This window comes from Sporosarcina sp. FSL K6-6792 (assembly GCF_038004885.1).
GTDB lineage: Bacteria > Bacillota > Bacilli > Bacillales_A > Planococcaceae > Sporosarcina > Sporosarcina psychrophila.
On sequence record NZ_JBBOSA010000001.1, the window covers coordinates 2,287,501 to 2,309,304 of the forward strand.

Sequence of the window (21,804 nt, forward strand, 5' to 3'; positions counted from 1 at the left end):
GAGCCACTCACACTTGACCCTTCATTAGAAGGAAAAGAGTTTGACGAATCATATAATAGAACGAAGAACAAAACTGCTGCAATAAAAGAGGATTCTAAGGAATAAAAAAAAACGTCCGATACAACCTTCACTGGAAGGAGTTTCGGACGTTTTTTTATTTAGTATTCGCTACGCGCGAAACACATGAAGGACATGTACCATATACTTCCAGACGGTGATAATTTACTTTGAATCCTGTTACATGAGAAGCTAAGCGCTCCACCTCTTCAAGTCCAGGATGATGGAAATCAACAATCGTTCCGCATTCATCACAGATGATATGATAATGATCGTGAGTAACAAAGTCAAAACGGCTTGAAGCATCTCCATAAGTAAGTTCCTTAATAAGTCCCGCATTGCGGAACACACGAAGGTTATTATATACTGTTGCAACGCTCATGTTAGGAAAATCAGATTCAAGTGCTTTATATATATCATCAGCCGTTGGATGTGACTCAGAGGAGATAAGATACTCTAAAATCGCATGCCTCTGTGGCGTTATTCTGACGCCACTATTTTTCAATGCGTCCAGCGCGCCTTTCAATCTAACTTCCGACATCGCTATGCACCTCTATCCATAAAGATTCTCACTTTATAATTATTATCATTAGTGTACTTAAAATAGGGTGCATATGTCAACTAAAGCGCTGTGTGAGCCACTTCATTTGTGTCCATCAATTTAGTTCCCACTCAGTAGCCAAGTTCCATGTCAATCAAGTTCAGAAGATTCCGCTCCCCCTGTTGCCACTTACCTAGGTTTTCTTCAAAAATAGTGAGGGCCCTTTCAACATACTTTCCAGAAAGACTTGAAACATGTGGCGATATCGTACAATTTGCAAGTAACCATAGTTCATTGTCAGCAGGTAGCGGCTCTGTTTCAAATACGTCAAGAACCGCATGCCTGATTTCATTACTTTTCAATGCATCTATTAGAATCGGTTCAGCAAAGAGGTCACCCCGACCAAAATTCATGAAGACCGCATTATCCTTCATGGCTTTGAAATGCCCTTCTGTTAGCAGTCCTTTTGTTTCTGGTGTACTCGGTAAAACAGAAATAACGAAGTCTGCTATGCCCACTCTATCTATCAAAGCTTCAAACTTTATTGTCTCATCCATCGATTCACTTGCCCTGCCCGATCTGTTACAACCAATTGTAGTGACACCAAATGCTTGAAGTAAGCGTCCTATTTCAGAACCAATTGCGCCAGGACCTAAGATAAGCGCAGTCGACCCTTTTAATTCAATCGAGCCGACTTTCCGATTCCATTCTTTTGAACGTTGTCTTTCATCAATAAGTGGTAACGACCGTTGCAGTGATAATATATGCGCGAGAACGGATTCTGCCATCGGTGTTTTGTGGATACCGCGAACATTTGACATGACGATGTTGCGCTCAGCTATTTCAGCAAGAGGCATTTTTTCAACGCCAGCCGACGCAACCATTATCCATTCCAATGCTATCGCTTTGTCGAGTAGCGCAACGTCTACATCACCGCCATATGTCACAATAATTGATGCTGTTTGAATTTCAATGTCTTCCGGCTTTTTGTTGAATTGAAATGTAACTTCAGGAAACTTCATGACAAGCCCCTGTTCCTGATGTTTCTTCATATCAAATGTGAATAGTACTTCCATTTCTCGTTCCCCCTCAAGGCTGTGTTAGTTGCTCCAATGTCACAAGCGCTTCTTCTATATGGCCTTTCACTTTCACTTTACGCCATTCTTTAACAACCGTCCCCGTCGGATCAATCAAAAATGTCGAACGCTCAATACCCATATACTCCTTACCGAACATCTTCTTCAACTTCCAAACATCATATTTTTCAGCAACTGTGTGCTCTTCGTCAACAAGAAGGGAAAACGGCAGTCCATGTTTCCCGATAAATTTCTCATGTGAAGCTGCGCCATCAGGGCTCACTCCAAGCACTACTGCATTCAACTTGCTAAAGTCTTCATACGCATCTCGGAAATCGCAAGCTTGCGTTGTACATCCAGGTGTTGAATCTTTCGGATAAAAATAGAGAACAACATACTTTTCACCAGCGAAGTCTTTTAGTGAAATCATTTCACCGTTCTCATTTGGCAATGTAAATTCCGGTGCATGCATACCTTCAAGTGTCGTCATTATCCATTCCTCCAATATATTCTTTCCTTAATCGTACAGAATGCGCCCTTTAGTTTCAAATTCTTTGGCTATCTGCTTCATTTTGTTTAGAATAGAGAGGGTAATGAATTGAACGGGGGAATTGAAATGATCAGAACGAATTCAGAAAAAATCTATAATGAAGCTTGCGAGCATATCGTAGGAGGGGTAAATAGCCCATCGCGCGGATACCATGCAGTTGGCGGCGGAGCCCCTACAGTAATGGAACGTGCAGAAGGTGCTTACTTCTGGGATGTCGACGGCAATAAATACATCGACTATCTTGCTGCATATGGACCAATCATTACGGGGCATGCCCATCCACATATTACTGAAGCAATCGTTAAAGCCGCGCAAACAGGTTTGCTATACGGAACGCCTACTCGACATGAAGTGAAGTTTGCAAAAATGTTGAAGGAAGCAATGCCTAGAATGGATAAAGTACGTTTTGTAAACTCTGGGACAGAAGCAGTCATGACGACAATTCGAGTTTCTCGTGCTTATACAGGGCGGACAAAAATCATGAAATTTGCAGGCTGTTACCACGGTCACTCGGATCTTGTACTCGTTGCAGCAGGTTCTGGCCCCGCAACGCTTGGTACTCCTGATTCAGCAGGTGTGCCAGAGTCGATTGCTAAAGAGGTAATTACGATTCCATTTAACGATCCTAATGCTTATATAGAAGCAATGGAAAAATGGGGCGACCAAATCGCATGTATTCTAGTCGAGCCAATCGTTGGTAACTTCGGCATCGTTGAACCAAAAGAAGGGTTTCTTCCGCTCGTCCATGATATCGCAGCCGAAAAAGGCGCTTTAATTGTTTATGATGAAGTAATTACAGCATTTCGTTTCCACTACGGCGGCGCACAGGACTTGCTCGGTTTAACACCTGACCTTACTGCATTCGGAAAAATTATTGGCGGTGGCTTACCAATTGGCGGATACGGTGGAAAAAAAGAAATTATGGAACAAGTCGCTCCACTAGGACCTGCTTATCAAGCGGGGACAATGGCAGGGAATCCAGCGTCGATGTTAGCGGGAATTGCTCTTCTAGAAGTTCTCCAAACGCCTGGTATTTATGAAGAAATGGACCGTCTAGGTGCTATTCTTGAAGAGGGCATTGTAAAATCTGCAAAAGAGCACGGAATTACATTAACGACAAACCGTCTTGGAGGAGCCCTTACGTTGTTCTTTACGGACGTAAAAGTCGAAAACTACGAACAAGCTGAAGCTACAGACGGCAATGTATTCGCCAAGTTCTTCAAACTGATGTTAAAAAACGGTATAAACCTTGCACCTTCCAAGTATGAAGCGTGGTTTTTAACAATTGCTCATACGGAAGAAGACATTATGGATACACTTGTTGCAGTCGATCATTCATTCAAAGAGCTTGCAACTTCTATAAACGGTTGACCGCACGGTATTGTTAAGGTACAGTAGCGAAAAACAGCTTTAACTTCATTTAGCGGAAGCCTTCCACTTCGATAAAGTGATAAGCATTTGCAAAATAGGCATACAACTTGGTAGGAGCAAAACTCTAGCTAAATGAAGTTACAGTCTCCGACGGATGCCACAGACTTTTAAGTGGAATTTATCGAGCAGGCTCGATAAAAGTCTGTGCGCAAATACGCCAAGGCGTATTTGATCAGAAAGGATAACCCCCATGATACTTGGTGCCCGCATTTTTAAAACGGGCATTGCGATTATGTTCGCATTGTTCCTAGCAGAAGTTCTACACATGCCGCATCCATTGTTTGCGGGAATCGCGGCCATTTTTGCCATCCAACCTTCTATCTATAGATCTTATTTAACAATTATCGAACAGGTTCAAGGTAATATAATTGGCGCAGTTGTTGCGGTTTTATTTGTTCTCCTGTTTGGTAATCAGCTAGTCTTCATAGGACTTGCCGCGGTCATTATTATATTAATAATGGTTAAATTAGGCCTTGAAAAATCAATTTCGATGGCACTCGTGGTAATGATCGCCATAATGGAAATCAAAGGCGATGAGTTCCTGTCATTTGCATTGCTCAGATTTTTGACATTGATTATCGGTATTCTTGCCGCTTTCGTTGTGAACTTGCTGTTCATGCCACCGAAATACGAAACAAAATTATTTGAGTCCATTCATCAGGCACAAGACGAAATTATTCGTTGGACCCGCCTGGCTGGAAGGCAAGCATCTGATCACTTAGCAACAAAAAAGTCACTGACAAAATCGAAGGAGCGCCTTTCTCAGGTAGATCAGCTGTACACACTATTTAAAGAGGAACGGAGCTACTTCAAAAAGAATACGAGAAACAAAGCGAGAAAACTTGTCGTTTACAGACAAATGGTTGCTACTTCAAGGAGCAGTTATGATGTTTTGAAAAGACTTCATCAGTATGAAAATGAACTGATTGATTTGCCGGAACATTTCCGGATGATGGTGCAGGAACGTCTCGACGCACTGCTCACATATCACGAACAACTCCATCTGAAGTTCGTTGGTAAACTGAAGTCTGATGCAGTAAATACCAGTCCGAATGAAGAATACATCCAGCGTCATGAGGTGATGGAGATTTTTGCAAAGGAAATTGCCCTTACGAAAGAAGAAGAGGAATTTTCCGCCTATCATCTTCTTCATATCCTGTCGTCTATCTTTAATTATGAAGAACAACTTGAACACTTTGACAAGCTGATTGTTCTATTTCAGAAGTATCATAACAATAAAGTGAATTCGAAACTGACAGAAGAAATCTATTAAGAAAAGCGCTGGAGCTAGACATTGCTCTAGGTTCAAAAACTTATACTTTCTTATCTATTAAAAAATGCCCTACATCCCGCTAAATTCATCGGGATGTAGGGCGTTTTCATTATCTTAACTCTTCATCTTAGGATCGAGTGCATCACGTAAACCATCACCCATTAAGTTAAAGCCCAGTACGGTAAGCATAATTGCGATACCAGGGAAAATCATTGTCCATGGGGCTGAATGTAGGAAGCTTTTTGAATCCGCTAACATTTTTCCCCACTCTGGCATCGGCGCTTGTGCACCCAGTCCTAAAAATCCTAGTGCAGCTGCTTCGAGGATTGCCGTTGCAATTGCTAGTGTCCCTTGAACAATTACCGGCGCCATAGAGTTCGGCAAGATGTGGGAAAATAGAATCCGCGCATCTTTCATTCCGATCCCTTTTGCCGCAGTAATATATTCATCTTCTTTTATACTCAATACTTTTGAACGAATGAGCCTTCCAAAGTTCGGTACATTAATTACTGCGATTGCGATAAGCGCATTTTGCAAATTCGGACCAAGTACTGAAACAATTGCAATGGCCAATAAGATAGAAGGAAATGCCAGCATAATGTCGAACACTCGTGAAATAATCGTATCAACCCATCTGCCATAATAACCTGCTACGATACCCAATATACTTCCTACTACCACCGATCCGATTACAGAAAAGAATCCAACCCATAGTGAAATTCGGGCACCATGAACAATTCGGGAAAAAATATCCCTTCCAAGGTCATCTGTTCCAAACCAATATTCACTTGAAGGAGGGAGAAGCCGATCCGATAATTTTTGATCGTTAATGCCCTCTAGTCCAATGTTTGGACCGAGATAACCTTGTTCCGCCGCAAGACCGAAACCCGCTAGCAGGATAAAGAATAAAACAATACCCATACCGACAACTGCCACTTTACTCTTTTTAAAGCCATTCCAAGCTTCACGCCAAGGTCCTGCAGTTTTATCAACTTTATTATTCGCAATTCCATCGGCCTTAGGTACAAATTCAGACATAAGTGCTTCCCCCTTCCTCAATCATATTTAATCCTCGGATCTATCAGACTGTAGAGCAAGTCTACAAGCAAGTTAATCATAACAAAGAAGAGCGCTACAATTAGAATTGCTGACTGAATGACAGGGTAATCTCGGAATCCAATTGCGTCGTAAATATAACGCCCAATACCAGGCCAAGAAAAAATTGTCTCTGTCAAAATCGCACCGCCGAGTAACATCCCCATTTGGAGACCAATAATTGTTAACACCGGAATAATAGCATTTTTAAGTGCATGCTTATAAACTACCCAAAACATTTTCTGCCCTTTTGCTCGAGCGGTACGAATATAATCTGAACGCATTACTTCGAGCATACTTGAACGGGTCATCCGCGCGATAATTGCCATCGGAATTGTCGCCAGTGCTAGTCCTGGTAAAATAAGGTGACGGAAAACCTGCCATAACTGATCAAAACGTCCTTGGATAATTGTATCGAGTACATAAAGATTTGTTATGGCATTGATGGGATCGCGTACTTCCTCTCGCCCTCCAGTTGGCAACCATGGATTTTCTACAGAAAATACCCATTGCCCCATAAGACCAAGCCAGAAGATAGGCATAGACACACCAACAAGCGCTAAAATCATCGCCGTATAGTCAAACCATGAATTTTGGAACCACGCTGAGATAATTCCTGCATTGATACCGATAATAACTGCAATAACAATGGCAAATAGCGCCAATTCAAATGTAGCAGCTAAATAAGGCCATATTTCATCTGATACAGGAGCTCGAGTTCTCATCGACTCACCCAGATCTCCTTTGAAAAGGTCACCCAGGTATTTGAAATACTGAACATACCAAGGGTTATCCAAACCAAGCTTTATTGTCAGCGCTTCAACTGCTTCTTTAGTTGCCTGCTGCCCGAGTATAATTTGCGCGGGATTACCCGGAATTGCACGGATAATCATGAATACGATAAACGTCATTCCAAGCAGGACAGGAATGAGCTGCAGTAATCTTTTTCCAATGTAGCTCAGCATAATTTTTCACCTCTCCAACTCTACAATCAACTTATATGTATCCATCAAATGAAAGGGAAAAGGGAGAAATCCGAAAGACCTCTCCCTTTCCGTTCACCTCTAACAATCAGTTACTTGAATTCTACTTTTGAAAGTAAATCCGACCCAGTTGGGTGCGGCTGGAAGCCTGATAGATTCTGAGCTCCTCCAAGAAGTGGAGTTGAGTGAGCAAGCGGCACCCAAGGAGCATCTTCATTAATAATAACCTGTGCTTCTTTGTACAATTCATTTCGTTTCTCTTCATCGACTTCAGTTTGTGCTGCGATAAAGATTTCATGGAGTTTGTCGTTCTTATAGTACGTATAATTATTGCTGCCGATATTGTCTTCATCTAACAAGACGTATAGGAAGTTATCCGCATCTCCGTTATCCCCAGTCCAGCCGAGCATAAACGCATCTGCATCCCCTTTACTTGCAAGTTCAAGGTACGTTGCCCATTCATGAGAAACAATTTTCGCAGTAATTCCTATATCTGCAAGGTTTTTCTGAATGACTTCAGCAACTTTTTTACCATCTGGCATATATGGACGTGGTACTGGCATTGCCCATAGTTCCATTTCGAAACCGTCTTCAAGTCCTACCGATTTTAGAAGTTCTTTCGCTTTTTCAGGATTGTATTCATATCCTTCTACCTCATCGTTATAACCTGAAATGGATGGCGGCATCGGGTTTTTCGCGACATCCGCACGTCCTTCGAAGAATGAATCAACAATGGATTGCTTGTCAATTGCATAGTTAATCGCTTGACGCACTTCTTTTTTATCGAAAGGCGGGCGTGTTACTGTAAGACCTAAATAGCCTACGTTCATAGATGGACGTTCAAATAACTGAAGTTTTTCATTATCCTCAATCGATTTGCCATCCGATGGATTAATGCCATCTGCAAGTTCGATATTTCCAGCCATCAATTCATTCAAACGTGCAGAGTTGTCAGGAATTGAACGGAAGATAATTCTTTTAAGTTTTGGTAGTTCTGCATCCCAATAGTCATCAAATTTCTCAATTGTGATTGTTTCATTAGGTTTCCATTCTACGAACTTGAATGGACCTGTACCTACTGGATTTCTTTCGAATTGATCGTCACCTATTTCAAATGCAGTCGGACTTGCAATTGCAAACATGCTCATTGCAATATTTTTAAGGAATGGTGCTTGTGGACGCGTTAATTTTATTAGGACTGTATTATCACCGTCTGCTGTAACCGACTCAATAACATGTCCTTCATCACCTTTAAATCCACCGAACATTGAGTTATAGTATGGGAATTTTTCTGCATCCCCATTTGCCCAGCGCTCGAAGTTTTTAACGACAGCGTCAGCATTGAAGTCAGTTCCATCATGGAATTTGACACCTTCACGTAGTTTGAACGTATATGTTAAACCGTCCTCACTTGGTTCCCATTCTGTTGCAAGTCCTGCGTTAATCGTTGTGTCTTCCTCCCCGAAGTTTAGAAGAGTTTCATAAAGATTGACCGTAACTTTGAAGGATTCTCCTTCAGTGACCCTTGATGGATCGAGAGACGTTGAATCCCCACCGCGTCCAAACACTAATGTATCTTGCGCATTTTTACCGTCTTCAGTTTTACCATCTTCAGTTTTAGTACCTTCCTCTTTACCGTCTTCCTTCTTGCCATCGTCGGCATCTGACCCACAAGCGGCTAGCGCTGCCGAAAGAACGAGAAGCAACATCAGTGCTAGTAAACCTAACTTCCTTTTTCTCATATTGACCCCTCCAACTGTTTTATATCATTGTCTACCTGCTCACTGTAAAGGTGACAGGCGACAGAATGACCCGAATCATGCTCGACAAGCCTTGGTGTAACTTTCGTGCAAATTTCCATTTTATGCGGACAGCGCGTATGAAACGTGCAGCCACTAGGAGGATTCGCTGGGTTTGGAATATCCCCTTCAAGAAGAATTTGCTCTTTCTTGAAGTCTGGATCAGGTACTGGAACCGCTGACAATAATGCCTTCGTATACGGATGAAGCGGTTTCGCATAGAGCTGCTCGCTGTCTGCCATTTCTACCATCTTTCCAAGATACATAACGCCGACACGATCACTAATATGACGGACGACTCCTAGATCATGGGCTATGAAGATATAAGTGAGATTGAATTCCTTCTGCAAATCTTGCATCAGGTTTAACACTTGAGACTGAATCGACACATCGAGAGCCGAAACAGGTTCATCAGCAATTATCAGTTTCGGATTTGTCATTAGCGCTCGAGCAATCCCAATACGCTGCCGCTGTCCTCCACTAAACTGATGCGGATAGCGCTTGGCATGATATGCGCTTAGTCCAACAATTTCAAGGAATTCACGCACTTTCCTTTTCCGCTCTTTCGAATTATCAATGCCATGCACAATGAGCGGCTCTTCTAATATCTTTTCAATCGTGTGACGCGGATTGAGAGATGCGTATGGATCTTGGAATACCATTTGGATGTCACGTCTCGTTTTCCGCATTTCTCCGGTAGACAAGGACGTCAAATCTTTGCCGTCAAATTCAACTTTTCCTTCGGTTGGTTCAAGAAGTCGCATAAGCATCCGGCCCGTTGTCGATTTACCGCATCCAGATTCACCTACAATGCCGAGCGTTTCGCCTTCATTCACGTAAAACGATACGTCATCTACCGCTTTGACATAACCGACTGTTCTGCCAAGAATTCCTTTTTTAACTGGAAAATACTTTTTCAAACCTTCAACTTTCAATAAGGGCTTTGTTGTCATGCTGTTTCACCCCTTCTCTGTCGTATAGGAAGCATCGAGTCTGGTGAACATCCGATGTTTCATATAGTTCAGGGTTTTCTGTTAGACAACGATCAAATGCAAACTCACATCTCGCTGCAAATCTGCACCCCTGCCGGATTGAACCGGGTTTCGGCACGCTACCAGGGATAGAATAGAGTCGCTCCTTTTTGTAGCGCATGTCGGGAACGGATTGAATTAACCCTTTTGTATAAGGATGCTGTGGATCTTCGAAGATCATCTTAACGGATGCTTCTTCAATAATTTGTCCAGCATACATGACAATGACACGTTCGCATGTTTCTGCAACGACACCCAAGTCGTGAGTAATAAGGAGAACAGCTGTATTCAATCTCGTATTTAATTCTCTCATTAACTTCAATATCTGCGCTTGAATCGTCACATCAAGAGCAGTGGTCGGTTCGTCAGCAATAAGTACTTTAGGATCACATACCAATGCCATCGCAATCATTACACGTTGTCGCATTCCACCCGATAATTGGTGAGGGTAGTCTCTCATCATTTCCTCAGCACGAGGCAAACCGACCAGTTTCAACATTTCAACTGCTTTTCCCTCAGCCTTTTTCTTAGACCAGCCTTTTTCGTGAATCCGCACTGCTTCTGTCATTTGATTGCCAATCGAGAACAATGGATTCAGTGATGTCATAGGTTCTTGGAAAATCATCGCAATGTCGTTTCCTCGAATACGCCGCATCTGTTTTTCATTCATGGTCAGCAAATCTTTATCTTCAAATAATATTTTACCTCCGACAACTTTCCCAGGAGGCTTTGGTACTAGCCCCATTATCGATAAGGAGGTTACACTTTTCCCGCAGCCAGATTCTCCGACAATTCCCAGGATTTCTCCTTCATTCAAGTGAAAGTCAATATGATCAACAGCCGGTATTTCCCCCGAATCAGTAAAAAAGGTCGTCTGTAAATCTTTTACTTGGAGGACAGTCTTCCTCTCATCCATCAGATCACCCTTTTTCTTAATCAATCAATTAGTTATTTTCAGAATTAATAGGTCGTTTTAATTATACGATTATACGGAATAAATGCAATACTTTTTTATATATTCTTATAATAACAAAGGCATACTCTTGGTACTGCTTCCTATCAACTATAGGTGATGTGTTCATTTACTGCCGAAAAAAAGCTATCCGATTGACCATGGTATCGGCCAATCGGATAGCTTTTTCACTCTTCTTCTTCTTCTTCTTCTGCTGGTAATTCGAACTCCACTTTCGACAACACATCAAAACCCGTTACTTGTGGTAAGTAATTCATCATGTATTTTGTCGCTCCGAAAAGTGGTGTTGAATCGGCAGCAAATATGGAAGGAGCATCTTCATAAATGTTTTCCATAAAAGGTCGTTCAAAAAATTGTAAGTCGGCATCGTCGTCAACTTCCATTCTATCTGCCGGATTAATACTATCGGCTAGATCGATATCCCCTGCAATCAACGCATTCAAGCGTGCAGTGTTATCAGGAATTGACTTGAAGATGATTTTTTCAAGCTTCGGCAAACTTTCTTGCCAATACTCTTGAAATTTCACAACTACGATTGCTTCATTCTGTTTCCCTTCGAAATATTGGAACGGTCCCGTACCTATAGGATCGCTTTCAAATTCCTCATCGCTTTGTTCAAATACGTTCGGACTAACAATCGAGAACGGACTCATCGTTAGATTTTTCAAGAATGATGCTTGTGGGTTATTCAACTTGATTGTTACAGTATCATCGCCGTCAGTCGCCACCGATTCAATAATACGACTGTCATCCCCTTTGAAACCATTAAATACTGAACTGTAGAAAGGAAACTCTTCTGCATCGCCGTTAGTCCAGCGCTCAAAGTTTTTCATGACTGCATCTGCATTAAAATCTGTACCGTCATGGAATTTGACATCTTTCCGTAACTGGAACGTGTACGTCAAACCGTCTTTACTAGAATCCCACTTTTCTGCCAAACCTGGAACTATCGTCGTACCTTGCTCATCAAGGTTCACGAGTGTCTCATATAGATTGACAGTAACATGGGTGGAATCCCCTTCCTTCATATGAGCTGGGTCTAATGACGTGGAATTCCCGCTATGTCCGTAAACTAATATTTTCTTTGCATTTTCCTGCGTACTCTCATCATCCAAACCCGATGAAGTACACGCTCCAAGTATTACCGAAAGGGAAACAATCACTATCAAAGCCAATGGTCCAAACTTTACTTTTTTCATAAAAATCCCTCCATTATTCTAAATCATCGCGATTCCACTCACTATGGATCTGATAACCGCTAAAACGCTCCGAACTCCGACCTAATTATTATATAGGAGTTTCAACTAAATCCAATGCCCTTTTCGTCAAGTTCAATGGGAAGTTATTTTTTCAACGTTAGAATAACTATATATGTTGAAAAAATGTATGCCTATATAAACTAAGCCATAGCCGAAGCACATTCAATAAGATTGTTTATTTCACCCTATATATCATTTTGAATTTCCAAGTACTTGAACTTGGAACAAACCATAGTAAATTCCTTGTAATTTCATCAATTGCTCGTGTGTACCCGTCTCTTTTAACTGCCCTGAATCAATGACGAAAATCTTATCAGCATGTGTAATTGTCGACAAACGGTGAGCAACAATGAGGGTTGTTCTTTCATGCGCAAGTCGTTCAAGTGATTCCTGAATGAGCGCCTCACTTTCAAGGTCCAGTGCGGATGTCGCTTCATCTAAGATAAGGAGCGGTGGATTTTTCAAGAAGACACGCGCAATCGCAATTCGTTGCTTCTGACCACCCGATAACTTCACGCCACGTTCCCCTACTTTGGTATCGTAACCGAGCGGGAGCCCCTCGATGAACTCATGTGCATTCGCCGCTTTAGCAGCAGCAATCACTTCTTCATCTGTTGCATCCGATTTCCCCATCAAAATATTACTCTTCACGGAATCACTAAACAATATAGTATCTTGCAAAACAATTCCAATCTGTTCACGAAGCGATTTTATATTGACGTCACGCAAATCATACCCGTCAATACGCACAGCCCCGCCCGCCACATCATAAAATCTTGGTATCAAGCCAACGATTGTTGATTTCCCTCCGCCACTCATGCCTACAAACGCGACTGTTTCACCTGGTTTCACAGTGAAATCAATACCATCCAAAATCGTTTCCCCATCCTGTTCATACGTAAAGCTCACATTGTTGAACTCAATTTCCCCTTCAATTGGAGGTAGTTGGGTTGCGCCGGACTTATTTGTTACATCATACTCCTGTTCCATCAAGTCAAAAACACGGTCCATAGAGGCAAATGACTGTGTGAGTGATGTCGATGCATTGACCAATCGTCGCAATGGATTATACACGCGATCGATGTATGCGATGAAGGCAACCATCGTTCCAACTGACAAATCATTATTGATAACCTGATAGCCCGCATACGCAAGAACGAGAAGCGGTGCTACATCAGTAATCGTATTGACAACTGCAAATGCTTTCGCATTCCACTTTGTATGATCAATTGCTTTATCGAGAAAGTTGCCATTTGTCTTATCGAAACGTTGTTGTTCCTCATCTTCAAGTGCAAAGCTTTTTATAACACTTACTCCTGAAACGCGTTCATGCAGATAACTTTGAACATCCGCAAGCGCTTGGGATCGTTTCCCAGTCAACTCCCGCAGTTTCCCGAAAAAGTGTTTGACGCTGTACGCATAAAAAGGGAATGCAAGTAGCGTCACAAGCGTCAGCGGAACATCCATTGTCAGCATAATGACAACTGCGATGATGATTGTCGCGAGGTCAAGCCAAACATTCATAAGACCAATCATTACAAAGTTTTTCGTTTGCTCCACATCATTTATAACGCGCGAAATGATTTCTCCAGCTCGTGTATTTGAATAGTAGCTAAGACTCAATTTTTGCAGATGTGAATACAATTCTTTCCGTATATCATACAAAATCTTATTGCTCACATACTGGGCATAATATTGCCGGTAATACTCAACTGGAGGGCGGATGATAAAGAACACAAGAACTGTCCCGCCAAGCCAATAAAATAATTGGCGCGTCATCTCTGCTTTAGTAAGTGTATCCGATCCGATAATGTCATCAATTACAATTTTCATCAGCAGTGGGATGAACAATGGAATTGCGAATTTCACAATTCCAATAAGTATCGTCAATAATATTAACCAGTTGTATGGCTTAACAAACTTCATATAGCGTTTTATACTGTCACCCATCTTTGTACCTCCTACTAAGAAAAGCGTAAGGCGCCGTTTAGCCCCGACAAGTTGGAGGGATGCAGTTCAATCCCTCCCGAAAGACTTGATGATAAAGGCGATCTTTGCCTTTTCGGCAAGACTGAAGCGACTTAGGGGCTGGCGCCTGGAGTCTAGATTCCGACCCGAGTTAAAAATGCCTGTCGCAATCTTTCGCGACAGGCATAAGTGAAAAAGGAAGGCAGTCTAAGGTTGCTACATCTTGTCGCAACGACCGCATCCTTGCAATAGCAATCAGGCTTTTCACTTACTTTTCTTGACCTGTTTGTAGAATTCATATCTGGAAGTCCATACTTCAATGAAGTCGGAAGCAAATGGTCCCCTGCGCTGCTTAATCCACCCTAGCAAGGTATCCAGGTTCTTTTGTAATATCTGATCGATGACATCAGGATAGCCCATTTGTTTCCTGTGTTCAGCATATTCATCCTCGTCAAGAATCATATAACTCATATCCGGGAACACTTTTACGTCAAGGTCATAATCAATATACTTCAATGATTTGTTATCATAAACGAAAGGTGAGCTCATGTTAATGTAATAATAAACGCCATCTTCTCTTAACATGCAAATGATATTGAACCAGTGCTCAGCGTGAAAATAGCAAATGGAAGGCTCGCGTGTCAACCATGTGCGTCCGTCCGACTCTGTTACAAGCGTCCTTTCATTTGCACCGATGACAATATTACGCGTTCCTTTCAATACTACAGTTTCCTGCCAAACCCGATGGATTTTACCATTATGTTTATAACTATGTACTTGTATCGTTTCTCCTTCTTTAGCAATCGTCATGATTAACCCACCTTTTGGTTGCCGGAAAATTTCGAAGCCATTATTATCTCATCATTATACCAACAGAACGGTACTATTTGAAACCTTTCAACTTTTATTTCCATTCATGACGTCATTTGTATCCATAAAAAACCGGCAGAAGCGTAAAGCTCCTGCCGGCCGGCGGTATCCATTTACTTATTTCGAACCGTTCTCGAACTGATTCGAGCGCTGTCCAGAAGCATTGGTTTTTTTTGCTTCGGATTGTTGGTTTTGTTTCCTAACTTGATTTACATCAGTTTCGGAACCAAACTCCTCAGTCATCGCATTTTGATTTTGTTTTTGGTTGTGCATTTTTTGCATTGATTGTTGGTTTTGTTTCTTAACCTGATTTACATCAGTTTCAGAAGCAAACTCCTCATTCATTGCATTTCGGTTTTGTTGTTGTGATGCTTGGTTCTGTTTTCGTACTTGGTTCGCATCAGTTTGATTCGGGTTATTTTTGGTCAATGGATTTTCACCTCCGTACAACTATCATGTGCAAGGAGTCATTTTTTATTCAATTGGAATTTTTTACAGTAAAATCGATCGTCCGCCGTCGACAATAATCGTCTGTCCACGAATCATATCTGAATCAGCCGAGATCAGGAACATCGCCGCTTTCACCATGTCTTCAATTTCAACCATGCGACCCGCTGGCGTATTAATACGCGCATCTTCTAGCAATTCATCACGATTAGGGAAATGTTTTAGTGCTTCGGTATCAAGCGCGCCGCCCGAAACAGTATTAACAGCAATTCCTAGTGGCGCAAGCTCGACAGCCAGGTAGCGAGTCAACGATTCAATTGCCGCTTTCGAAACGCCTACTGTCGTGTAGTTGTCAAGATATCGAATAGATCCAAGTGAGCTAACTCCAAGGATTTTTCCGCCTTTGTCCATAAGTCTTGCCGCTTCTTGTGCGCCAAATAGCATTGCTTTCGCATTGATATTCATCGTCCAATCCCAATGTGTTTCTTCGAGTTCCATAATTGGACGCAAAACACCCGATGCTGCGTTTGAAACAAATACGTCTAAACGGCCGAATTCCTCTTTTACTTGTTCAAACATCGTACGAAGTTTTTTAACATCACCGACATTTGCACGGATCATAATTGCTCTCCTGCCAAGTGCCTCGATTTCTTTCACTGTTTCTTCAGCTGCAGAACGGCTTCGTGCATAATTCACTACAATATCATAACCTTGTTTTGCGAGTTCAATCGCAAGTGCTTTTCCTAATCCTCTTGAACTTCCTGTCACCATTGCTACTTTATTTTCAGCCATCATTTTAGTCCTCCTCGTTTAATTTCATCCCAAATTTTTAAAACCGGCACTGGTTTCGGCAGCGCTTCCACTTCTTCCTGCGAGAAAAACTGGTAACCATCAGGGATTATATCAGTCTTTTCAATCCGTGCCCTGAAGCTTTTCATCTCCCATGTCAAATGGGAAAAGATATGTTTGAAAATTAGTATATCAACTATCCCCACTAGTTCGATACCGAAATGTTCATGAGCCATTTTTTGTGGTGTCTTATCATCCGCTGGCTCGACCATTGGAAACTCCCACAAACTTGCAAGTAGCCCTTTCGAAGGTCGTTGCCGCATTAACCACTCACCTTCACTATTTTGAATTGCAAATGATGCAACAGGTATAATTTTCATTTTTGTTTTCTTCGTTTTTATAGGTAACTCTTCTTGCCTACCTTCTTGGAAAGCTAAACAAAAGTCACGAACCGGACAAAGAAGGCATTTCGGTTTTGGGGTACAAATTGTCGCGCCAAGCTCCATCAGTCCTTGATTGAACGAGGAAGGATCTTCTTGGTCTATTAAATCCATGACCACCGTTTCAAAAATCTTTTTTGTACGCGGAATTGCAATATCTTCTTCTATAAGAAGCAGTCTCGATATTACGCGCATAACATTGCCATCTACGGCATGCTCAGGAACCCCGTATGCGATACTGAGAACCGCTCCAGCAGTGTAAGGGCCAACGCCTTTCAATGTGGAAATCTCCGTTCGATTGGAAGGAACCTCTCCACCATAATCCGACACAACTTCCCTCACTCCTGCTTGTAAGTTCCTTGCCCGCGAATAATAACCAAGACCTTCCCACATTTTCAATAAATCGTTTTCTTCCGCTCCCGCAAGTGCTTCCATCGTCGGAAAACTTGCGATAAACCGTTCATAATAAGGTATAACGGTATCAACCCTCGTTTGTTGCAACATCACTTCGGAGACCCAAATGTAATATGGATTCGACGTTCTTCTCCAAGGTAAATCTCTTTTTTCACGACGATACCAGGAAAGAAGCGCTTCGCGAAATTCGTCTTTCTTCACTATTATTTGCATCATTTCCTCCTTATCGCATATGCTTATCATTGAGCATAAACGGGTATTGATATGTATATGGCTTCTAACTTTCATTCAGCAAATCTTTTTGTACTGAAAGCGAAGCGTCAGCTACAGAAGTCTCCCACTCTATTAAGTGGCGAGATGAATACGAACGAATCTACAGGGAGGAATGAACTGCAATTCCTCCTTGTTGGCCCGGATGTCACAGATTTTGTAGGTAGTGGAACAAGCTCAATTCAAAGTCTGGGCTTAATCACTCCGAGGTGTGATTAAAAAAGTCAATACAATGCTTGGCACGACTGTTTAGGTAAAAGGAGTGATAATTTGGATACTGGAACACATATTGTTATGGGTGTCGCACTTGGCGGCCTCGCTCTGGCGGATCCTGTCGTTTTAGCTGATAGTGCGACACTGGGTGCCGTCGTTGCAAGTGTTATTGTCGGTTCACTTATCCCGGATATCGATACCGTATTAAAATTGAGAAATAACGCTGTCTACATACGGCATCACAGAGGGATTACACATTCGATTCCCGCGGTATTATTATGGCCGCTACTTATTACAATACTTATGTCGCTTATCGTCCCAGAAGCCAACTTCTTACATGTATGGGCTTGGACCTTTTTAGCCGTCTTTCTACATGTCTTTGTCGACATCTTCAATTCCTATGGAACGCAGGCATTACGACCGTTTTCCAACAAGTGGGTCGCCATCGGAGTCATTAACACATTCGATCCAATTATTTTCATATTACACGCCATCGCGCTAATTATTTGGGCAATGGGGGTAAATCCGGTCTATACGATTTTGACGACATACGTAATAATATTCTTTTATTATTTATTGCGATTTGCGGTCAAATCGGCCGTTAAAAAAGCCGTCTTTTATACGGTCCCCGATGCGACGGAAATTATTATCGCACCGACAATGCGCTTTTTCCAATGGAGAATAGCTGCTTCATCAAAAGAGTGCCACTATGTTGGACGCGCTTACGGTAGATCTGTTAATATTTACGATCGCTTTAAACGGGAACCTATGCCAAAATCCCCTGAAATTGATGTGGCAATGGGCGATAAAAACATTAAAGCTTTCACATCATTTTCACCCATTTACAGATGGTCTATTACCTACATCGATGACATCTGTGAAGTACGCTTAATCGATCTTCGTTACCGTAGCAAAGGCTATTACCCATTTGTTGCTGTTGCACATATTGACAAGGAACTGAACGTCATCAATTCATATACAGGATGGATTTTCTCCGAGGATAAGTTACGCAAAAAACTCAACTTTGCACCTAACTCATGACACGAAGGTAAGTAAATACAAGTTTCTCTATATGGATTGATGTCTAGACTCCAGACTCCAGACGCCAGCCCCTCGAGTCGCTTCAGTCTCGCTGAAAAGGCAAAGTACGCCTTTATCATCAAGACTTCCAGCAGGGAGGGATTGAACTGCATCCCTCCTACTTGTCGGGGCTAAACGGCGCCTTACGCTTTTCTTATTTACCTTCTTTTACTGATTTTAGCATGGCAATCGGTAGCGCCTCATCTGCACGTTCGCCCCCAAGTCTGTAACCCCAGGCAAAACGTCCTTTTAAGTAGTCGACTTGAAAAAACATTCCTTCGTCCCCGTCAATCCGATACATTTCACCAGGCACAATTGTACTTGGGTCAATTAGATAAGATTGTGCCATAACCATTTTTCGTTGGTACACCGCATACTCATTAAGGATGCCCAATTGTTCGGCTTTGCGCGCTTTTTCACGCAGTCGTCCGATTTCTGTACGTAATTCATGTTCTGTCATTGCACTATATTTTTTTTCAATCTCCATCTTCTTCATTCTCCTTTTTATCAATGAAATGATCAATTTGCTCAAATGGGATACCCTTTTGATACATCGCCTGTTTTACTTTGTCATTCAAGGTCCTTCCACTAAATTTCGAGCTATAGCGACGCCATGCTTTCTCTCCTATTGAATCGGCGATGGATGTCCATTCATCTTCCTCGCGCTCGAAATTAATAGTCGCAAGTGCTTGTTTAATAAGGTCGAAGGAATACCCTTTTCGAAGCAATGCATTTTGGATTTTTTGTTTTAATTGAGCTGGGGCTACAGAGCGGTTTGAATTCGCTGTCTTCTCTGCAAGTTTCGTTGCGATTTTAAGCTGTTCATCTTCCGAATAAGATTCAAGCACTTTGATCTGTAGTTCCTTCCCTATCCCTCTTTTATGCATCTCTTGCTGAATTGCTTTGGGACCTTGACCAGATGAATCTTTCCGTGTTTGAAGAAGTGCATCTGAATAGGTTTCATCATTTAGAAATCCAAGGTTTTTCAACTTCACGAGTGCTTCTAGTACAATTGCTTCCCCATATCCTAATTCCAAAAGTTTTTTCTTCACTTCAAACTCACTGCGCATTCTGAACCCAAGATAATGGAGTGCTCGGTTGAATGCTTTCCGGATTTCATCTTCATAGACCATCTCGTCAATCGACCAGTCTTCAAGGGCCATCCCTTTCGTTAAACCGAATTTGACAAGCACCGATTCGTGGACACTATATGCATACTTTTCATCTAGGAAAATATTGTATCGTTCGAGATCTTTTTTCTGTTGTGATATTTTAGTAATAACAGGCACCTTTAACACGCCTCCCTTGCTTTCTTTTTAGTATACATGTTCCGTCCTTGTGCTTCAGCTTAATTGGTCTCAATATAGGGTATAGAATCCTAATGGGGGTGTCGGAAAATGAAAATCGTCATTGCAGGTGGATCTGGTTTTGTCGGACAGAAATTAACGGATACTTTATTGAATGAAGGCCATGAAATCATCATTTTATCCAAAAAAGATAGTAAAATTGATGGCAATATAAAATACGTTAAATGGCTTCAGGAAGATACTTATCCGGAAAATGAAATTATTTCAGCTGATGCCTTCGTCAACCTTGCCGGCGTATCCATCAACGAGGGGCGTTGGACCGCTGAACATCGTAAACAAATCTACGCAAGTCGAATGGAAGCAACCGATGAATTACTACGTATCATCTCCGCTTTGCAAACAAAACCGGCTGTACTTGTAAACGCTAGCGCAATTGGTATTTATCCAGCATCAGAAGATAATGTTTACACAGAAGAATCACTGGATTATGCGGACGACTTTCTCGGTCAGACTGTAACAGACTGGGAAAAGAAAGCAGTATCAGTCGAATCTGAGGGTATACGCGTCGTACTTATGAGATTTGGGGTCATACTCGGAATAGACGGCGGAGCATTGCCACTTATGGTACTGCCGTACAAATTATTTGCGGGCGGACCAGTCGGCACGGGCAATCAGTGGGTATCTTGGGTGCATATAGAAGATGTTGCACATGCAATTGCTTTTACACTCAGCAATCCACAAATATACGGACCCGTAAACGTCACATCACCCTTTCCCAAACGAATGAAGTACTTCGGTAAAACAATCGGTTCAGTGTTACATAGACCACACTGGATACCAGTTCCTTCATTCATAATGAAAATAGTGCTTGGTAAAAAAAGCGCACTCGTTCTAGAAGGTCAGCATGTCTTACCCGAAAAACTACTGAACAACGGTTTTAAATTTTATTTTCCGACGCTAGAGTCTGCACTAAATGATTTGTACAATAAAGACGTATAGTTCGGCTTCATCTGCGCATCCTACCCTAAAAGGAAAGGTGCGTTTTTGATGATAAAAAAACATGGACCAGGTATTTTATTAGCAACTTTTATTGTAATGGTAGGTTTTGTTTTTAATCCATTTTCAGCTAAGGCAGATGAATTTCATTGGGGCTTCAAGAAAGCTACAGGTGGTATCCAGCCTAGTGCTGGCGCTGCACTTGATTCAATGCTCGATAAACATGGGGCCATTTATAAAGGAAAGCCTGACGAAAAAATTGTCTATTTGACGTTCGATAACGGCTACGAAAACGGCTATACGGAAAGTATTTTAGATACATTGAAAAATGAGGACGCTCCGGCGACATTCTTTCTCACGGGACATTACTTAAAAAGTGCTCTTCCCCTCGTCAAACGGATGATTGCGGAAGGCCATGGAATCGGCAACCATACGTATGGACACCCGAACTTGGCCAATCTATCCGAACAGAGAATGGAAGAAGAATGGACTAAATTCGACAAACTGTTGAATGAAGTAACCGGACTCGAACGGACATACTACACTAGGCCCCCTGAAGGCGTATTCAATGACAAAGTCCTCGCCAAAGGCAACGAACTCGGATACAGGCATATTTTCTGGTCAGTCGCATTCATTGACTGGTACGCCGACAAACCCAAAGGTCGTGACTTTGCTTATGGTGAACTAATGAAACAGCTACATCCTGGCGCCGTCATTCTAATGCACACAGTTTCGCCTGATAACGCACAAGCTTTACCTTCCTTTATCCAAGACGCCAAGAAAGCAGGTTATACTTTCCAAACGCTTGACGATCTTGTTTTGGAATACGAAAACGTCAACTCTATTTTGAGGTAAAAACAAAAGCGCAAGCGCCTAATAAGGAACGCAGCTTATCCACAGTACGTGATTTTATAGTTTCCTAAGCTTAGAAAAAGCGTCCAT

General features: G+C 42.0%; 22 protein-coding genes (1 of these 22 only partly in view). 6 read left to right on the forward strand and 16 right to left on the reverse strand.

From position 1 onward, the window contains the following. On the forward strand, nucleotides 1-105 hold the final stretch of the coding sequence (locus MKZ26_RS11185; protein WP_067205845.1) for a YgzB family protein. Its footprint begins 276 nt before the window's first position; the window shows 105 of its 381 coding nt (coding positions 277-381); its start codon lies off the left edge, out of view; the stop codon is at nucleotides 103-105. 49 nt (nucleotides 106-154) lie between these two features. Here MKZ26_RS11185 and perR read toward each other — a convergent pair whose 3' ends face one another. The 3 genes from perR to bcp form a co-directional block, all read right to left on the reverse strand. Beyond that, complete coding sequence (gene perR / locus MKZ26_RS11190) at nucleotides 155-598, reverse strand: peroxide-responsive transcriptional repressor PerR (RefSeq protein WP_156475952.1); 444 nt, start codon at nucleotides 596-598, stop codon at nucleotides 155-157. A gap of 131 nt (nucleotides 599-729) precedes the next feature. Next, nucleotides 730-1,674: a D-2-hydroxyacid dehydrogenase gene (locus MKZ26_RS11195; RefSeq protein WP_340766237.1), complete on the reverse strand. Its 945-nt coding sequence runs from the start codon at nucleotides 1,672-1,674 to the stop codon at nucleotides 730-732. A gap of 13 nt (nucleotides 1,675-1,687) precedes the next feature. Beyond that, entirely contained in the window at nucleotides 1,688-2,164 is a 477-nt protein-coding gene (gene bcp / locus MKZ26_RS11200; protein WP_338653573.1) for a thioredoxin-dependent thiol peroxidase, read from the reverse strand. 126 nt (nucleotides 2,165-2,290) lie between these two features. Here bcp and MKZ26_RS11205 point away from each other — a divergent pair, with 126 nt between their 5' ends. Together MKZ26_RS11205 and MKZ26_RS11210 are read left to right on the forward strand one after the other, a co-directional pair. Beyond that, nucleotides 2,291-3,595, forward strand: coding sequence for a glutamate-1-semialdehyde 2,1-aminomutase (locus MKZ26_RS11205; protein ID WP_067213828.1), 1,305 nt, complete (start codon nucleotides 2,291-2,293; stop codon nucleotides 3,593-3,595). A 250-nt stretch (nucleotides 3,596-3,845) separates the two neighbouring features. Next, the gene (locus MKZ26_RS11210; RefSeq protein WP_340766238.1) at nucleotides 3,846-4,928 is read left to right on the forward strand and encodes an FUSC family protein; all 1,083 of its coding nucleotides are present in this window, start codon (nucleotides 3,846-3,848) and stop codon (nucleotides 4,926-4,928) included. Nucleotides 4,929-5,042: 114 nt separating this feature from the next. Here MKZ26_RS11210 and nikC read toward each other — a convergent pair whose 3' ends face one another. The 11 genes from nikC to mutY form a co-directional block, all read right to left on the reverse strand. Next, entirely contained in the window at nucleotides 5,043-5,966 is a 924-nt protein-coding gene (nikC, locus tag MKZ26_RS11215; protein ID WP_340766239.1) for a nickel transporter permease, read from the reverse strand. A gap of 17 nt (nucleotides 5,967-5,983) precedes the next feature. Then, complete coding sequence (locus MKZ26_RS11220; RefSeq protein ID WP_340766240.1) at nucleotides 5,984-6,988, reverse strand: ABC transporter permease; 1,005 nt, start codon at nucleotides 6,986-6,988, stop codon at nucleotides 5,984-5,986. Nucleotides 6,989-7,098: 110 nt separating this feature from the next. Beyond that, complete coding sequence (locus MKZ26_RS11225; RefSeq protein ID WP_340766241.1) at nucleotides 7,099-8,748, reverse strand: ABC transporter substrate-binding protein; 1,650 nt, start codon at nucleotides 8,746-8,748, stop codon at nucleotides 7,099-7,101. Beyond that, the gene (locus MKZ26_RS11230) at nucleotides 8,745-9,758 is read right to left on the reverse strand and encodes an ABC transporter ATP-binding protein (protein ID WP_340766242.1); all 1,014 of its coding nucleotides are present in this window, start codon (nucleotides 9,756-9,758) and stop codon (nucleotides 8,745-8,747) included. Before MKZ26_RS11230 ends, MKZ26_RS11225 begins: the two co-directional genes overlap by 4 nt. Beyond that, the gene (locus MKZ26_RS11235; RefSeq protein WP_067205821.1) at nucleotides 9,730-10,752 is read right to left on the reverse strand and encodes an ABC transporter ATP-binding protein; all 1,023 of its coding nucleotides are present in this window, start codon (nucleotides 10,750-10,752) and stop codon (nucleotides 9,730-9,732) included. The genes MKZ26_RS11230 and MKZ26_RS11235 overlap by 29 nt, the downstream gene beginning before the upstream one ends. 224 nt (nucleotides 10,753-10,976) lie before the next feature. Continuing rightward, nucleotides 10,977-12,008 carry an ABC transporter substrate-binding protein gene (locus tag MKZ26_RS11240; protein ID WP_340766243.1) on the reverse strand — a complete coding sequence of 344 codons (1,032 nt, stop codon included), beginning with the start codon at nucleotides 12,006-12,008 and terminating at the stop codon, nucleotides 10,977-10,979. Nucleotides 12,009-12,260: 252 nt separating this feature from the next. After that, nucleotides 12,261-14,018 (reverse strand): ABC transporter ATP-binding protein, encoded by a 1,758-nt coding sequence (locus MKZ26_RS11245; RefSeq protein WP_340766244.1) that lies wholly within the window; start codon nucleotides 14,016-14,018, stop codon nucleotides 12,261-12,263. Between the two features lie 282 nt (nucleotides 14,019-14,300). Further along, entirely contained in the window at nucleotides 14,301-14,846 is a 546-nt protein-coding gene (gene ntdP, locus MKZ26_RS11250) for a nucleoside tri-diphosphate phosphatase (protein WP_067205814.1), read from the reverse strand. A gap of 177 nt (nucleotides 14,847-15,023) precedes the next feature. Continuing rightward, complete coding sequence (locus MKZ26_RS11255; RefSeq protein WP_340766245.1) at nucleotides 15,024-15,335, reverse strand: gamma-type small acid-soluble spore protein; 312 nt, start codon at nucleotides 15,333-15,335, stop codon at nucleotides 15,024-15,026. A gap of 63 nt (nucleotides 15,336-15,398) precedes the next feature. After that, entirely contained in the window at nucleotides 15,399-16,145 is a 747-nt protein-coding gene (gene fabL / locus MKZ26_RS11260) for an enoyl-[acyl-carrier-protein] reductase FabL (RefSeq protein WP_067205809.1), read from the reverse strand. Continuing rightward, on the reverse strand, nucleotides 16,145-17,209 hold the full coding sequence (gene mutY / locus MKZ26_RS11265) for an A/G-specific adenine glycosylase (protein WP_340767644.1): 1,065 nt from the start codon (nucleotides 17,207-17,209) through the stop codon (nucleotides 16,145-16,147). The genes fabL and mutY overlap by 1 nt, the downstream gene beginning before the upstream one ends. 327 nt (nucleotides 17,210-17,536) lie before the next feature. Between mutY and MKZ26_RS11270 the strand changes: the two genes are divergently transcribed. Further along, entirely contained in the window at nucleotides 17,537-18,520 is a 984-nt protein-coding gene (locus MKZ26_RS11270; protein ID WP_340741422.1) for a metal-dependent hydrolase, read from the forward strand. A gap of 193 nt (nucleotides 18,521-18,713) precedes the next feature. Here the strand turns inward: MKZ26_RS11270 and MKZ26_RS11275 are convergent, their stop codons facing one another. Further along, nucleotides 18,714-19,046: a YfhH family protein gene (locus MKZ26_RS11275; protein WP_149582467.1), complete on the reverse strand. Its 333-nt coding sequence runs from the start codon at nucleotides 19,044-19,046 to the stop codon at nucleotides 18,714-18,716. After that, nucleotides 19,036-19,848 carry a recombination regulator RecX gene (recX, locus tag MKZ26_RS11280; protein WP_340741421.1) on the reverse strand — a complete coding sequence of 271 codons (813 nt, stop codon included), beginning with the start codon at nucleotides 19,846-19,848 and terminating at the stop codon, nucleotides 19,036-19,038. The genes MKZ26_RS11275 and recX overlap by 11 nt, the downstream gene beginning before the upstream one ends. A 108-nt stretch (nucleotides 19,849-19,956) precedes the next feature. Here recX and MKZ26_RS11285 point away from each other — a divergent pair, with 108 nt between their 5' ends. Next, the gene (locus MKZ26_RS11285) at nucleotides 19,957-20,865 is read left to right on the forward strand and encodes a TIGR01777 family oxidoreductase (RefSeq protein WP_340766246.1); all 909 of its coding nucleotides are present in this window, start codon (nucleotides 19,957-19,959) and stop codon (nucleotides 20,863-20,865) included. Between the two features lie 48 nt (nucleotides 20,866-20,913). After that, on the forward strand, nucleotides 20,914-21,717 hold the full coding sequence (locus MKZ26_RS11290; RefSeq protein WP_340766247.1) for a polysaccharide deacetylase family protein: 804 nt from the start codon (nucleotides 20,914-20,916) through the stop codon (nucleotides 21,715-21,717). Nucleotides 21,718-21,804: the final 87 nt, after the last annotated feature.

Coding starts and splice junctions, on each gene's coding strand:
- MKZ26_RS11205 (WP_067213828.1), top strand. CDS start 2,291: ATGATCAGAACGAATTCAGAAAAAATCTATAATGAAGCTTGCGAGCAT.
- MKZ26_RS11230 (WP_340766242.1), bottom strand. CDS start 9,758: ATGACAACAAAGCCCTTATTGAAAGTTGAAGGTTTGAAAAAGTATTTT.
- MKZ26_RS11235 (WP_067205821.1), bottom strand. CDS start 10,752: ATGGATGAGAGGAAGACTGTCCTCCAAGTAAAAGATTTACAGACGACC.
- MKZ26_RS11245 (WP_340766244.1), bottom strand. CDS start 14,018: ATGGGTGACAGTATAAAACGCTATATGAAGTTTGTTAAGCCATACAAC.
- mutY (WP_340767644.1), bottom strand. CDS start 17,209: ATGCAAATAATAGTGAAGAAAGACGAATTTCGCGAAGCGCTTCTTTCC.
- MKZ26_RS11290 (WP_340766247.1), top strand. CDS start 20,914: ATGATAAAAAAACATGGACCAGGTATTTTATTAGCAACTTTTATTGTA.
- bcp (WP_338653573.1), bottom strand. CDS start 2,164: ATGACGACACTTGAAGGTATGCATGCACCGGAATTTACATTGCCAAAT.
- nikC (WP_340766239.1), bottom strand. CDS start 5,966: ATGTCTGAATTTGTACCTAAGGCCGATGGAATTGCGAATAATAAAGTT.
- MKZ26_RS11285 (WP_340766246.1), top strand. CDS start 19,957: ATGAAAATCGTCATTGCAGGTGGATCTGGTTTTGTCGGACAGAAATTA.
- perR (WP_156475952.1), bottom strand. CDS start 598: ATGTCGGAAGTTAGATTGAAAGGCGCGCTGGACGCATTGAAAAATAGT.
- MKZ26_RS11275 (WP_149582467.1), bottom strand. CDS start 19,046: ATGGAGATTGAAAAAAAATATAGTGCAATGACAGAACATGAATTACGT.
- fabL (WP_067205809.1), bottom strand. CDS start 16,145: ATGGCTGAAAATAAAGTAGCAATGGTGACAGGAAGTTCAAGAGGATTA.
- MKZ26_RS11210 (WP_340766238.1), top strand. CDS start 3,846: ATGATACTTGGTGCCCGCATTTTTAAAACGGGCATTGCGATTATGTTC.
- ntdP (WP_067205814.1), bottom strand. CDS start 14,846: ATGACGATTGCTAAAGAAGGAGAAACGATACAAGTACATAGTTATAAA.
- MKZ26_RS11225 (WP_340766241.1), bottom strand. CDS start 8,748: ATGAGAAAAAGGAAGTTAGGTTTACTAGCACTGATGTTGCTTCTCGTT.
- MKZ26_RS11240 (WP_340766243.1), bottom strand. CDS start 12,008: ATGAAAAAAGTAAAGTTTGGACCATTGGCTTTGATAGTGATTGTTTCC.
- MKZ26_RS11195 (WP_340766237.1), bottom strand. CDS start 1,674: ATGGAAGTACTATTCACATTTGATATGAAGAAACATCAGGAACAGGGG.
- MKZ26_RS11220 (WP_340766240.1), bottom strand. CDS start 6,988: ATGCTGAGCTACATTGGAAAAAGATTACTGCAGCTCATTCCTGTCCTG.